The 12,443-nt window shown below is 62.8% G+C and carries 13 protein-coding genes; 4 read left to right on the top strand and 9 right to left on the bottom strand.

What is annotated here, in order from left to right:
- Positions 1 to 100: 100 nt before the first annotated feature.
- Positions 101 to 1,981, top strand: coding sequence for a potassium transporter Kup (locus BM269_RS03165; RefSeq protein WP_090435955.1), 1,881 nt, complete (start codon positions 101 to 103; stop codon positions 1,979 to 1,981).
- Between the two features lie 97 nt (positions 1,982 to 2,078).
- Positions 2,079 to 3,281: an FKBP-type peptidyl-prolyl cis-trans isomerase gene (locus BM269_RS03160; RefSeq protein WP_090435607.1), complete on the top strand. Its 1,203-nt coding sequence runs from the start codon at positions 2,079 to 2,081 to the stop codon at positions 3,279 to 3,281.
- A 54-nt stretch (positions 3,282 to 3,335) separates the two neighbouring features.
- On the opposite strand, the gene BM269_RS03155 is transcribed toward BM269_RS03160, so the two are convergent.
- From BM269_RS03155 to BM269_RS03135, 5 genes are all read right to left on the bottom strand, one after another.
- Positions 3,336 to 3,788 carry a GNAT family N-acetyltransferase gene (locus tag BM269_RS03155; protein WP_090435606.1) on the bottom strand — a complete coding sequence of 151 codons (453 nt, stop codon included), beginning with the start codon at positions 3,786 to 3,788 and terminating at the stop codon, positions 3,336 to 3,338.
- 41 nt (positions 3,789 to 3,829) lie between these two features.
- The gene (locus tag BM269_RS03150; RefSeq protein ID WP_090435605.1) at positions 3,830 to 4,129 is read right to left on the bottom strand and encodes a DUF4148 domain-containing protein; all 300 of its coding nucleotides are present in this window, start codon (positions 4,127 to 4,129) and stop codon (positions 3,830 to 3,832) included.
- Between the two features lie 55 nt (positions 4,130 to 4,184).
- A complete protein-coding gene (locus tag BM269_RS03145) occupies positions 4,185 to 4,613 on the bottom strand; it encodes an organic hydroperoxide resistance protein (protein WP_090435604.1) in 429 nt (142 codons plus the stop codon).
- 153 nt (positions 4,614 to 4,766) lie between these two features.
- Complete coding sequence (locus tag BM269_RS03140) at positions 4,767 to 5,285, bottom strand: thioredoxin family protein (protein ID WP_090435603.1); 519 nt, start codon at positions 5,283 to 5,285, stop codon at positions 4,767 to 4,769.
- A 2-nt stretch (positions 5,286 to 5,287) separates the two neighbouring features.
- Entirely contained in the window at positions 5,288 to 5,989 is a 702-nt protein-coding gene (locus BM269_RS03135; protein WP_090435602.1) for a cytochrome c biogenesis CcdA family protein, read from the bottom strand.
- Between the two features lie 153 nt (positions 5,990 to 6,142).
- On the opposite strand from BM269_RS03135, the gene BM269_RS03130 reads away from it, so the two are divergent.
- The gene (locus tag BM269_RS03130; protein ID WP_090435601.1) at positions 6,143 to 6,883 is read left to right on the top strand and encodes a response regulator; all 741 of its coding nucleotides are present in this window, start codon (positions 6,143 to 6,145) and stop codon (positions 6,881 to 6,883) included.
- Positions 6,880 to 8,199 carry an ATP-binding protein gene (locus BM269_RS03125; RefSeq protein ID WP_090435600.1) on the top strand — a complete coding sequence of 440 codons (1,320 nt, stop codon included), beginning with the start codon at positions 6,880 to 6,882 and terminating at the stop codon, positions 8,197 to 8,199. Before BM269_RS03130 ends, BM269_RS03125 begins: the two co-directional genes overlap by 4 nt.
- A 1-nt stretch (position 8,200) precedes the next feature.
- Here BM269_RS03125 and BM269_RS03120 read toward each other — a convergent pair whose 3' ends face one another.
- From BM269_RS03120 to BM269_RS03105, 4 genes are all read right to left on the bottom strand, one after another.
- Positions 8,201 to 9,208, bottom strand: coding sequence for a histone deacetylase family protein (locus tag BM269_RS03120; protein ID WP_090435599.1), 1,008 nt, complete (start codon positions 9,206 to 9,208; stop codon positions 8,201 to 8,203).
- 3 nt (positions 9,209 to 9,211) lie between these two features.
- On the bottom strand, positions 9,212 to 10,804 hold the full coding sequence (gshA, locus tag BM269_RS03115) for a glutamate--cysteine ligase (protein ID WP_090435598.1): 1,593 nt from the start codon (positions 10,802 to 10,804) through the stop codon (positions 9,212 to 9,214).
- 110 nt (positions 10,805 to 10,914) lie between these two features.
- A complete protein-coding gene (gene prmC, locus BM269_RS03110; RefSeq protein ID WP_090435597.1) occupies positions 10,915 to 11,745 on the bottom strand; it encodes a peptide chain release factor N(5)-glutamine methyltransferase in 831 nt (276 codons plus the stop codon).
- Positions 11,742 to 12,212: a disulfide bond formation protein B gene (locus BM269_RS03105; protein ID WP_090435954.1), complete on the bottom strand. Its 471-nt coding sequence runs from the start codon at positions 12,210 to 12,212 to the stop codon at positions 11,742 to 11,744. The genes prmC and BM269_RS03105 overlap by 4 nt, the downstream gene beginning before the upstream one ends.
- Between the last annotated feature and the right edge of the window lie 231 nt (positions 12,213 to 12,443).

Here is a 12,443-nt window from a genome sequence, read left to right as displayed (position 1 = left end):
AAAATAGCATATCCGCCAGGTTTTCACCGGCGGCTGAAAAACTTGCAAAAGGCCTATAGTTGGCCTATTGTGCGATGCACCAAAACCATTTTTGGGTGAAATCTTGTCAGAACATAAGAAAAGCAGCGTTGCCGCGCTGACGCTGGCCGCCATTGGCATTGTCTACGGCGATATCGGTACCAGCCCCCTCTATACCCTCAAAACAGTCTTCGACCCCACCCACGGACTGGCCCTCAACCAGGCCAACCTGCTGGGCATTATTTCCCTGATCTTCTGGAGCCTGACACTGATCGTGTCGCTGAAATACGTGCTCCTGGTACTGCGCGCCGACAACCGCGGCGAGGGCGGGATCATGGCCCTGATGGCGCTGGCACTGAACTCGGTGCACAAGGCCGCGCCGAAGTGGCATTTCCCGCTGCTGCTGATCGGTACTTTCGGCGCCACCATGTTCTACGGCGACTCGGTGATCACGCCGGCCATTTCCGTGCTGGGTGCGATCGAGGGGCTGGAAGTGGCAGCCCCGGGACTGAAGCAGTACGTGGTGCCGCTGACCATTATCGTGCTGGTCACCCTGTACTCGGTGCAGCGTCACGGCACGGCCGGCATTGGCCGCTTCTTCGGCCCGGTCATGATGATCTGGTTCGCTGCGCTGGCGGTCATGGGCGCCATCAATATTGTTGAAACCCCGGCCATCCTGCATGCGCTGTGGCCGTCCCATGCACTGGCATTCATGCGCGACAACGGCTTCATCGCCTTCGTGGCACTGGGCGCGGTGGTGCTGGCTATTACCGGCGCCGAGGCGCTGTATGCCGACATGGGCCACTTCGGCAAGAAACCGATCCGCATGGCCTGGTTCTGGGTCTGCTTCCCCTCGCTGATATTGAACTACCTGGGCCAGGGCGCGCTGTTGATCCGCAATCCCGATGCGATTGCCAACCCATTTTTCAACCAGTTGGGCGCGTGGAGCGTGTACCCACTGGTGATGCTGTCCACCGCCGCTGCGGTGATCGCGTCGCAGGCCACGATTTCCGGTTCCTTCTCGATGACCAAGCAGGCCATTGCGCTCGGCATGCTGCCGCGCATGCGCGTGCAGCACACCTCGGCCAGCGAAATCGGCCAGATCTACATCCCGGTGGTGAACTGGCTGCAGTTGATCGTGGTGCTGATTGCAGTGATTGGCTTCCAGAGCTCGGACAACCTGGCCAGCGCCTACGGTATCGCGGTGACCGCAACCATGTTCGCGACCACCATCCTGACCTTCTTCGTGATCCGCTACCGCTGGCACCTGCCGCTGCTGGTGTGCTTTGCCGCGACCGGCTTCTTCATCGTGATGGACGTGATGCTGTTCTCGTCCTCCGCGCTGAAGCTGTTCCATGGCGGCTGGTTCCCGCTGCTGCTCGGTACCGCGCTGTTCACGGTCATGCTGACCTGGCGCACCGGCCGCGAGCTGGTGTTCAAGAACCTGGAAAAGCATGCGATCCCGCTGGAAGACTTCCTGAGCTCGCTGTTCATGGCGCCACCGACCCGCGTGCCGGGTACCGCGGTGTTCCTGCGCGGCGAGAGCGACGGCGTGCCGCACGCCTTGCTGCACAACCTGTCGCACAACAAGGTGCTGCATGAGCGCGTGGTGTTCTTCACCGTGCACATCGTGGAAGAGCCTTATGTGCCGCCAGCGGAGCAGGTACGCGTCACCCCCCTGGGCCACGAGTGCTTCCAGCTGAGTATCAATTACGGCTTCAAGGACGAGCCGGACGTGCCGGCCATCATGGCCCTGTGCGCAGAACAAGGCCTGAAGTTCGAGATGATGGAAACCTCGTTCTTCATCGCGCGCCAGACCGTGATCTCGTCGCCGGGCGCCGGCATGGCGCCATGGCGCGAGCACCTGTTCGTGGCCATGTCGCGCAATGCGCGCGCCGCGGCGGACTACTACCAAATCCCGCCCAACCGCGTCATCGAACTCGGCACACAAGTGGAAATTTAATTTGTAACGGAAGTTGCGTCATATGGAGGGGGGATTAACGGTCTGCTAAACTTCTGCTCCGTTACCCCGACTCATTTGACGAATAGGCAAGATTGAAATGAAGAACTCGATGTTCAAGGCAATCGCCACCCTGGCTTGCGCCGCGGCGCTGACCGCCTGCGGTGGTGGTGCCAACAATGACGACACCACGCCCCTGCCACCGCAGCCCGCCTACACTATGGCGGCAGGTGAAGTCGTGGGAACCAGCCCCACTGCCGTGGCAAGCGGCGACCTGGTGTCCTACTATGCCACGGGTTACGTGTACGACGAGACCAAGGCGGACAAAAAAGGCGGCAAGCCGTTCATCACGCCGCGTGTCGGCGCACCGCAAGTGGTGACCGTTGGCGTCGGAGCCGTTATTCCCGGCATCGACCAAGGCCTGGTCGGCATGAAAGTGGGCGGCAAGCGCACCTGGCTGATCCCGGCAAACATGGCATTCGGCCCGGCCGGCTACACGGACGCCGCCGGAACACTTCAAGTGCCGGCCAATACCGCCGTGGTCTTCGATCTCGAGGTGGTTTCCTTCACAACGCTGTCGCTGATTCCGAAGACCGACACCGTGATCGGCACCGGCGCAACTGCTGCTACCAGGAACCTGGTGACCATCAACTACACCGGCTACCTGCGGGACAACAACAAGGCTGACAAGAAGGGCACGAAATTTGAATCCTCCAGCGCGCCGTTCTCTTTCCTGTTGAACGTCGATAGCCGTATTCAGGGATGGGACCTCGGCATTCTTGGCATGAAGGTGGGCGGCAAGCGCACGCTGGAAGTTCCTGCCAATATGGCATGGGGCAAGGACGGTCGCAAAGATAACGCTGGTAACGTCATCGTGCCGGCCAACACCGACGTGGTGTACGACATCGAACTGACCGCGGTCAATGCCACGCCACCAGCCCAAACCACGCAGCCGCCCTTCCAGATCATCGACGACGTGATTGGCACCGGCACCCTGGCAGCGGCCAAAGGCCACACCCTGTCCGTGCAATACTCCGGCTATCTGTACAACGGCAGCGTGACCGACAAGAAAGGCCTGCGCTTCGATACCTCGCGTATTACTGGCACGCCATTCTCCGTCAAGCTGGGCGACAATAAAGTCATCCAGGGTTGGGAAAATGGCTTGCTTGGCGTGAAAGCGGGCGGCAAGCGTACCCTGATCATCCCGGCCGACCAGGCCTACGGCGCCAACGCGCAGGGCAGCATCCCGGCAAACGCCCCGTTGATCTTCGAGATCGAGGTGGTTTCCGTTACCGCTCCTTGAGCGGGTGCTAGCCTGACCAAAAAGAAACGGCCCTGCGGGCCGTTTTTTTTTTGCTCAGCGCAGCATCTCCAGGTGCGGAATACCGTCCTCGTCATAGGGCTCGCCCACCGCCTTGAAGCCGAAGCTGCCGTAGAACTTTTCCAGGTGGGCCTGCGCGCCGATGCGGATGCGATGGCCGGGATGCAGCGCTTCCGCATTGCGGATGCCTTCCGCGATCAACTGGCGGCCAGCGCCGCTGCCGCGTGCCGCTTGCGTGGTCAGCACACGGCCCAGCGACATTTCAGGATATTTGATGCCGGGCGCGATGCAGCGCAGGTAGGCTGCCAGGGTGCGCTTGCCGTCGACCGATTGCCAGCCCAAGAGGTGGTGGGCGGCCTGGTCGCAGCCGTCCATATCCGGGTAAAAGCACTGCTGTTCGAGCACGAAGACCTCTTGCCGCTGCCGCAGCATTTCGTAGAGGTCGGCGTTGGGAATGCTGTTGAAGTCCAGCCACTGCCATTCAGTCATTGGTCACCTCGCTTGGTGGGAGGCGACCATTTTATGCCAGCTTATTGCTCGATGCGGATCTCGCCATTGCGGATGGCCAGGGCCAGCTCGGCTTTCACCTGGGCGCGGGTCTTGCCGCGGATCGGCGAGGCAAAATCCAGCGGATACAGTTCGCCGGTCAGGATGTCGCCACGGCGCAGGGCGGCGATGGTCTCAGCCTTTACTTCCGCGCGGGTCTTGGTCGATACGAAACTGATGTCGGCCTGGTAGCCTTCACCGCTGATGGTGTCGGGCGGCGCTGCCTGGGCGGCAGTGGAGAGGGCCAGGGCGGCGGAAGCGATGATGGTTGCAAATGCTTTCATGATATTTCTCCTTGAAGGTGGGCCCGGCCGCCTGTGCTGCCGGGCCCTTGCTTGCTTATACGATGGTCAGGGTGACGTCGATGTTGCCGCGCGTCGCATTCGAGTACGGGCAGACGATGTGGGCGGCGTTCACCAGTTTTTCCGCGGTGGCGCGGTCTACGCCTGGCAGTGAAATCTTCAATTCCACTTCGATGCCGAAGCCGGTCTCGATCGGGCCGATGCCGACGGTGGCGTTGATCGAAGCGTCAGCCGGTACGGCGATCTTGTCGCGGCCGCCAACAAACTTCAGGGCACCGATGAAGCAGGCCGAATAGCCGGCTGCGAACAGTTGCTCCGGGTTGGTGCCGAACGCGCCGTTGCCGCCCAGTTCTTTGGGCGTGGTCAGCTTGACGTCCAGTGCATTGTCGCTGGAGGTGGATTTGCCTTCGCGGCCGCCGGTGGAGGTGGCGTTGGCGCGGTACAGGATGTTGGAGATCTTTGCCATGATGATGTTTCCTTTTTGTGAGTTGTGAGCGATTAACTAGCGTGCTATTTGTTTCCAGCTTCCGGGGCGGTGTGTGCTGCCCATGTCCACACTATAAATAGTGTGCGATTCAATTGCAAGCTATTTTTCAAGAATTTTTCGCTCATCTTGAACTCACTCGGTTTGAGCCAGCAGTTGCTGGATCCGCGCTTCGGTTTGCTGGTACTGGCCTTCCCCGAAGTGGGTGTACACCACCTGGCCCTTCTTGTTGACCAAATAGAAAGCTGGCCAGTAGCGGTTGTTGTACGCGTTCCAGGTGGCGTAGCGGTTGTCCTGGGCGACTGGATAGCGTATGTCAAAGCGCTTCAGCGCGGTGCGCACATTCTCGGTCTTGCGCTCGAAAGCGTACTCCGGCGTATGGACGCCGACCACGACCAAGCCCTTGTCTTTGTACTTGTCGTGCCACTGCACGACATGGGACAGGGTGTTGATACAGTTTATGCAGTCATAGGTCCAGAAATCAACCAGTATCACCTTGCCACGCAGTTGCTTGATCGTGAGCGGCTCACTGTTGAGCCAATGGGTGATGCCGCTGAATTCAGGGGCTTCGAACGGCGCCGTGGCCGCTCTGGCGCCGGCGCTGGCACCGAGCAGGGTTGCCGCGGCAGCCAGGAATTTCAGGGTGTTCTTCATGTTCACAGTCCTTTCAGGGTGGGGAGGTGTTGGGCGGCCCAGGAATAGGCCAGGGTGTCGTATTGCAGGTAGATCGCGATGGCGGTGGCCACTACCAGCACGCCGAACACTTGTTGCAGGCGCTGGGCATGGCGGGCAACGGAACGCACGCGCTGGGTGGCGTACTGGCCGCCGTAAATAATCCCGAGCATGGGCACGGCCGCGCCGATGGCATACAAGGTGAGCAGCAGGGCCGACCAGGCCGGGTCTTGCGCCTTCACCACCAGCACCAGGATGGAGGCCAGCACCGGCCCGGCGCACGGCGTCCAGACGGCTCCCAGCGATACGCCGAGCAGGAAGGCGCCGCCGTTGCTGCCGTCGTCTTCGCGCGGCGCGGCGCTGGCGCTGCGGCCCGGCAGGCGGGCGACCAGCCACGCATATGGCGCCGGCCACAGGCGGAACAGGCCGGACAGGGCCAGCAGGGCGATGGCGGTATTGCGCAGCACTTCCTGCGCCACGTCGATGGTGGCCGACACCACGCCGAGCAGCATGGCAAAGCTGGCAAAGCTCAGGATGAAGCCGGCCACGATGAAGAGCGGTCGGCGGCGGTTGCGCTGGTTGACGCCGGAGCCCAGCAGGATGGGCAGCATCGGCAGCACGCAAGGCGAAGCGATGGTCAGCAGGCCGGCCAGGAAGGCCAGCGGTGTGTCGAGCGGGTTGGTCATGGTCGGCTCCGTGTGGTGGAATGACTCCATTGGAACGCTCGCAGGTATCCGGCATATTTCGCCGCCCCCCTGGCTGTGCAATGTTTTGTGTACCTGGTCCGGCTGTACACACTGGGATACAAATCTCTCCCAGGCATTGGGTATCATGGCTCCATGGAAAACCAAGACCACATCCTGATCGTTGACGATGACCGCGATATCCGCGAGTTGATCGGCGCCTATTTGCAGAAGAACGGCTTGCGCACCTCGCTGGCAGCCAACGGCCGCCAGATGCGCGCCGTGATCGAGGAAGACACGCCCGACCTGGTCGTGCTGGACCTGATGCTGCCCGGCGAAGACGGCCTGGCGCTGTGCCGCGACCTGCGGGCCGGCAAGCACAAAGCCATTCCGGTACTGATGCTGACCGCGCGCAATGACGAAACCGATCGCATCATCGGACTAGAAATGGGCGCCGACGATTACCTGCCCAAGCCCTTCGCCGTGCGCGAACTGCTGGCGCGCATCAACGCGGTGCTGCGCCGCACGCGCATGCTGCCGCCGAATATGCAGGTCAATGAATCGGTACCGATGCTGGCCTTCGGCGACTGGCGCCTCGACACGGTGGCGCGCCACCTGATCGATGCCGACGGCACGCAAGTCGCGTTGAGCGGCGCCGAATATCGCCTGCTGCGCGTGTTCCTCGATCATCCGCAGCGCGTGCTGACGCGCGACCAGCTGCTGAACCTGACCCAGGGCCGCAATGCCGACCAGTTCGACCGCTCGATCGACCTGCTGGTGAGCCGCGTGCGCCAGCGCCTGCGCGACACGGCGCGCGAGCCGCGCTACATCAAGACCCTGCGCAGCGAGGGTTACGTCTTCTCGTCGGCGGTCACGCTGGCGGCTGGTGAGCCATGATGCGCCTGCGTTGGCCGCGCAGCCTGTTCGCGCGCCTCGGCCTGCTGCTTTGCCTTGGCGTGGCTGTGGCGCAGGGCTTGTCGTTCTGGCTCACCATGCGCGAGCGGAACGAGGCGACCACCAATATGATGATGGGCTATATCGAGCGCGAGGTCACCACTTCGGTAGCCCTGCTCGACGCCCTGCCTGCCCCGCAACGTGCGGAGTGGTTGCCGCGCCTGGCGCGCCGCAGCTACGAATTCAGGCTGGAGGAATGTGACGAAGCTTTGCCGCACCTGGACGTGCTGGAAGCCAACGCAGTGCGCTCGTTCGAGGAAGGCGTCGGCAAGAAATACAAGCTGACCGTGCATCAGATTCTCGGCGAACATGAACGCTATCAAGTCCACTTGCGATTGAACGATGGCATGCCGCTGACCATCGATTTCCGTCCGATGCGCGACGTGCCGATGTCGCCCTGGTTTGGCGCTCTGATGGTGGCGCAGCTTGCGGTGTTTGCCTTGTGCTGCTGGCTGGCGGTGCGTCTGGCCACCCGCCCGCTGGAGCAGCTGGCGCTGGCGGCCGATGCGCTCGGCCCCGACATGCAGGGCGCCCACCTGGCGGAAAGCGGACCGTCGGAAGTGGCGCGTGCGGCGCGCGCCTTCAACGCCATGCAGCAGCGTATCGCCGGCTATATGGCGGAGCGCATCCAGATACTGGCATCGATTTCGCATGACTTGCAGACGCCGATCACGCGCATGCGCCTGCGGGTCGACATGATGGATGACGAAACGCAGCAGGCCAAGCTGCGCCAGGACTTGCAGGCGATGGAGCAGTTGGTGAAGGAAGGCGTGGCGTATGCGCGCACCCTGCACGGCACTGCCGAAGCGCCCACGCGCATCGATCCGGACGCGCTGCTCGACAGCATGGTGCACGATTACACCGATGCGGGCCAGGACGTCACGCTGCATGGCGCAGTTGGCCATGCGATGGAGTTGCGCCCGCAGGCGCTGCGCCGGGTGCTGGGCAACCTGATCGACAACGCGCTCAAATTCGGCGGCAGCGCCGAGGTGCACGTTGCGCGGCCGGACGGCGCGGGCGCCGATCGCGGCGGCATCGTGATCAAGGTGCTGGATCGCGGCCCGGGCATTCCGGAGGAATCGCTGCAGGCGGTCTTTGAACCCTTCGTGCGGCTGGAATCCTCACGCAGCCGCGAAACCGGCGGCACCGGCCTGGGACTGGCGATTGCCCGCCAATTGGCCACCGCGATGGGCGGCAGCCTGGCGCTGAGCCAGCGCGCAGGCGGCGGCCTGGAAGCGCGGCTGGCGCTGCCCGGCTAGCCTAGACCATGGCGCAATCGAAGCCTTCCAGCACGTTGACGATATTGGTGCCCAGTTCGCGCCGCATCGTCCCGCCTTCCAGCTGGAAAGTGGTGGGAATGCCTAGCCAGGCCAGGCGCTCGCCCAGGCGCAGGAAGTCGGCGGGCGCCAGCCCAAAGCCGCCATGCTGCTCGCCGTGGAAGATGTTGCCGCCCAATGCCACGACCAGCGCCTCCGGGCGGTACATCGACAAGCGTACGCAAGCCGTTTCCAGCGCGGCGAACCAGGCCGCTGCATTGGAGCCCGGCGCCAGCGGGATGTTGACGTTGTAGCCCACTCCGGCACCGGCGCCGGTCTCGTCGGCGTGGCCGCAATAGTAGGGAAAAGTCTGGCGCGGCTCGCCATGGATCGACAGGCACAGCACGTCGGCCCGCTCGTAGAATATGCCTTGGGCGCCGTTGCCGTGCTGGTAGTCGAGGTCGAGGATGGCAACCTTGGCCAGTCCGTCGTCCAGCAAGTGCTGGGCGGCCAGCGCCGCATTATTCAGGTAGCTGTAGCCGCCGCAAAAATCGGCCCCCGCGTGGTGGCCTTGCGGCTGCGTCAGCACAAAGGTACCGCGCTCGCCGACCCGCAAGGCATGGGCGGCGTTGACCGCGCAGTCGGCGCCGCCCTTGGCCGCACTCCAGGTGCCGGCACCGATCCCCGTGAAGGTGTCCATTGAATACAGCCCAAAACGGGCGAGGAAGTCTTCCGGCTCGATATCGGTGCGCATGGTGCGTATCGCCATCTGGTTGGCGGTGATGATCGGCCAGCCCGTGAATTTCGGCTGCGCTTGCGATTCGCTCCATGCATTGCGCAGGAAAGCCAGGTAGCGCGGGCTGTGCGTGCGCTCAAGCGCGGTGAGCGGAACGCTCTGCGGCGTCACGATCTGGCCCAGCCCGCGCCGCTCCAGTTCTGCCTGCACGGACCTGACCAGATGCTCCGTGCCGCCGAACTGTTGCGCGTGCTGTTCGTTAAAGAAAGTGAGCAAGGGTCAAGTGCAGTGGTTCGGGCACAGGTTGCTGGCGCGGTAGGCCTTGACGTAATCGTCGAAGCTGCCGGTCTGGGTACGTTCCAGTTCTTCCTGCTCCGCAAGGGAGACGCGCGCCATGTCGTCGAAGCGCGCCACGTCTTCCGCGCTCGGCGGATGGCTGCGGAAGTAGGCCGCATGCTTTTCGCTCTGGTGCAGGCCGAAAGCGGTGAACGACTTGCCGTTCGCGCGCAGCGCCTGCAGCACGCGTGCCGAAGGCGTGGTTTCCGGGTCGTGCAGCTTGGCCGCCTGCGCTTCCAGCGCCGCCATGTGTTCGCGTCCGCCGTGTTCGCGGTCCAGCAGTTCCGCCACAGGCTTGAAGCGCTCCAGCAGGTCCAGGCCCCATTGCTTCAGCATGACTTGTTCGCCGTCGCGGGTCAAGGTCAGGCCGGGACGGCGGCCTTCCTTCACCGTGCGCGCAAAATTACGCGCCAGCAGTGCGCCGTGTTCCGGCGTGATCAGCGGGCTTTCCTCCAGCGCGGTGAACAGCAGGAACACGTCGAGGAAGCGGCCGGTTTGCACATTGATGCCGACCGGCTCGAACGGGTCCACGTCCATGCAGCGCACTTCGATGTACTGCACGCCGCGGTTGCACAGCGCCTGGATCGGACGCTCGCCGGTATTGATCACGCGTTTCGGACGGATCGTCGAGTAGTACTCGTTTTCGATCTGGATCACATTGGTCGACAGCTGGACCCACTCGTCATTGACCTTGGTGCCGATCCGGGCATACGGCTCGTAAGGCTGGTTGACCGCCTTGGTCAGCGTGGCCACATACGAATCCAGGCTGTTCTCGTGCGGATGCAGGCCGGATTGCGCCTCGTTCTGGTAACCCAGGTCGCTCATGCGCAGGCTGGTCGCATACGGCAGGTACAGCGTGTCGCCGGACAGTTTTTCGAGCTTGTGCGGACGGCCGCGCAGGAAGCCTTCGGCCAGCGCCGGCGAAGCGCCGAACAGGTACATTAACAGCCAGCTGTAGCGGCGGAAGTTGCGGATGGTCGCCAGGTAGGCTTCCGACTGGTAGGCCTTGGGCGTAACGTGGGTCGCGCCTTCGTTCTCGGCCAGGATGCGCCACAGGCGCTCGTCCATCGAGTAGTTGTAGTGGATGCCGGCGATGCACTGCATCGCCTTACCGTAGCGCAGCGCCAGGCCGCGGCGGTACACGTGCTTCAGCATGCCCAGGTTGGACTTGCCGTACCACGCGATCTCGATGTCTTCTTCGCCCGGCAGTTCGCAAGGCATGGACTGGCTCCAGATCAGCTCATTGCCCAATTTGGTGTAGCTGAAGCGGTGGATCGCATCGAGCTTTTCCAGCGTGGTCTTGATGTCATGCTCCGCCGGGGTGATGAACTCCAGCAGGGTCTCAGCGTAATCGGTGGTGATGTGCGGATGCGTCAGGGCCGAGCCCAGTGGCAGGGGATGTGGCGTGTGCGCCAGGTGGCCATCCGCTTGTACCCGCAAGGTTTCTCGCTCAATGCCGCGCAGGCCGCCGCGCAGCACCGCACGGTGCTTTTCATCGGCCAACAAGGCCAGGCGGCGAGTCAATAGATTGGACAATTTACTTCCTTTCCGATGCAGCAAATCAAATTGGTGCGAGATTAACCGAAAACCGAAAAGCGCGTACGATGGGGCCCAAAAACCGCCCGGAAGCCGCATGTTGCCGTATTTTACCCGGGCCGGCGGCCGCCGCTGACCCGTTCGATGCCGGCCAGATCTTGCCAGCTTTGCACATCTGCATAACCGGATGACAACAGCAGCTCGCGCACCGCGGCCGACTGGTCGTAGCCATGTTCCATCAGCAGCCAACTGCCCGGCGCCAGTTTGGCCTGGGCGCCGGAAATGATGATGCGCAGGGCGCTCAGGCCATCCGCAAAATCGGTCAGTGCGCCGCTCGGTTCGAAGCGCAGGTCGCCCTCCGACAGGTGGCGGTCGCCATCGGCGATATAGGGCGGGTTGGAGACGATCAGGTCGAACCGTTCGCCTTCCACCGCGGCGTACCAGTCGCTGTGCAGGAAACGCACGTTGGCGCCATTGCGTTGCGCATTGCGCGCGGCCACGGCCAGGGCGTCCAGACTCACGTCCAACGCGGTCACGCCGGCGTCCGGCCGGCTGTGGGCGATGGCCACGGCGATGGCGCCGCTGCCGGTACCCATGTCCAGCACCTTGCCGCGCGGCGGCAGGCGCACCAGTGCCAGCTCCACCAGCAGTTCCGTATCGGGACGCGGGATCAACACCGCCGGGGTGGTTTCAAAATCGAGGCCGTAGAATTCGCGCTGGCCGACGATATAAGCCACCGGCTCGCCATCGTGGCGGCGCAGCAGCAGCGCCGATATGCGTGCCGCTTCCTCCGCGCTCAGCACGCGCTCCGATTGGGTGATCAGCGCCGTGCGGCTGATGCCCAGCGCATGGCAAACGAGAATACGCTGGTCGACCGGATCGAGCAGCGGCTTGCGCTGCAAGGCGCCAAGCGTGATGCCGGCCGTGACCTGGTCTTTCACGCGCGCTTGCGCAGCAATAGCCACGCAGTAACGATGGCGAAAATGCCGAACCAGATGCAGGACCACATCGGGATCACCAGGCCCAGGAACTTCTCATTCGCGTCCTGGCACAGGCCTTCGGCGTAGAACAGCCATGGCAGGTATTCCGAAGTGGGGATCTTGTTCAGCAGCGTTTCCATTGGATCGATGCCACAGGACAGGCCAGGGTGGGCCAGGATCCACAACTGCTTGATCGCCACGCCGAGGCCGCCCAGCGCGGCCAGCAGGCCCACGCCAGCCGCCACTTTCGGCCTGGACGACAAGGCGCCGATCAAGGCCGCGACGCCGAGCGCGATGAACAGGTAACGCTGGATCACGCACAGCGGACAAGGCATCAGGTACAGCACATGCTGCAGATACATCGCTGCGCCGATCATGCCAAAGCTCACAAAGGCGATCGCCAGCAGTACGTTACGATTGCTCATCATCATCAAGTTATCAAGGTTAAAAGTCCGGCCAATTCTCGCACAAAGCGCTGAAGGCTACCTTAAACTAAGTCGGGGTCAGCTCTGGCAATCCGCCATTTGTGTCGCAACTTCGTCGCGACGAAACAAATGGCGGATTGCCAGAGCTCGTATATTGAATCTGCACCTTTAGAAAAAGATATTAGGATTCTGAAGGCGGCGGGGCAAGGTCTCACCGAACAGAGTGGAAGCCAT

The organism is Duganella sp. CF458, from assembly GCF_900113115.1.
Lineage (GTDB): Bacteria > Pseudomonadota > Gammaproteobacteria > Burkholderiales > Burkholderiaceae_D > Rugamonas.
The sequence above is the reverse complement of the archived record's forward strand: the minus strand, read 5'-3'. Positions and strand labels throughout refer to the sequence as shown.

What these genes read in the sequence shown, in the direction of transcription:
- BM269_RS03130 (WP_090435601.1), top strand. Translation starts at nt 6,143, where the DNA reads ATGGAAAACCAAGACCACATCCTGATCGTTGACGATGACCGCGATATC.
- BM269_RS03125 (WP_090435600.1), top strand. Translation starts at nt 6,880, where the DNA reads ATGATGCGCCTGCGTTGGCCGCGCAGCCTGTTCGCGCGCCTCGGCCTG.
- BM269_RS03160 (WP_090435607.1), top strand. Translation starts at nt 2,079, where the DNA reads ATGAAGAACTCGATGTTCAAGGCAATCGCCACCCTGGCTTGCGCCGCG.
- BM269_RS03145 (WP_090435604.1), bottom strand. Translation starts at nt 4,613, where the DNA reads ATGGCAAAGATCTCCAACATCCTGTACCGCGCCAACGCCACCTCCACC.
- BM269_RS03140 (WP_090435603.1), bottom strand. Translation starts at nt 5,285, where the DNA reads ATGAAGAACACCCTGAAATTCCTGGCTGCCGCGGCAACCCTGCTCGGT.
- BM269_RS03150 (WP_090435605.1), bottom strand. Translation starts at nt 4,129, where the DNA reads ATGAAAGCATTTGCAACCATCATCGCTTCCGCCGCCCTGGCCCTCTCC.
- BM269_RS03105 (WP_090435954.1), bottom strand. Translation starts at nt 12,212, where the DNA reads ATGATGAGCAATCGTAACGTACTGCTGGCGATCGCCTTTGTGAGCTTT.
- BM269_RS03155 (WP_090435606.1), bottom strand. Translation starts at nt 3,788, where the DNA reads ATGACTGAATGGCAGTGGCTGGACTTCAACAGCATTCCCAACGCCGAC.
- BM269_RS03135 (WP_090435602.1), bottom strand. Translation starts at nt 5,989, where the DNA reads ATGACCAACCCGCTCGACACACCGCTGGCCTTCCTGGCCGGCCTGCTG.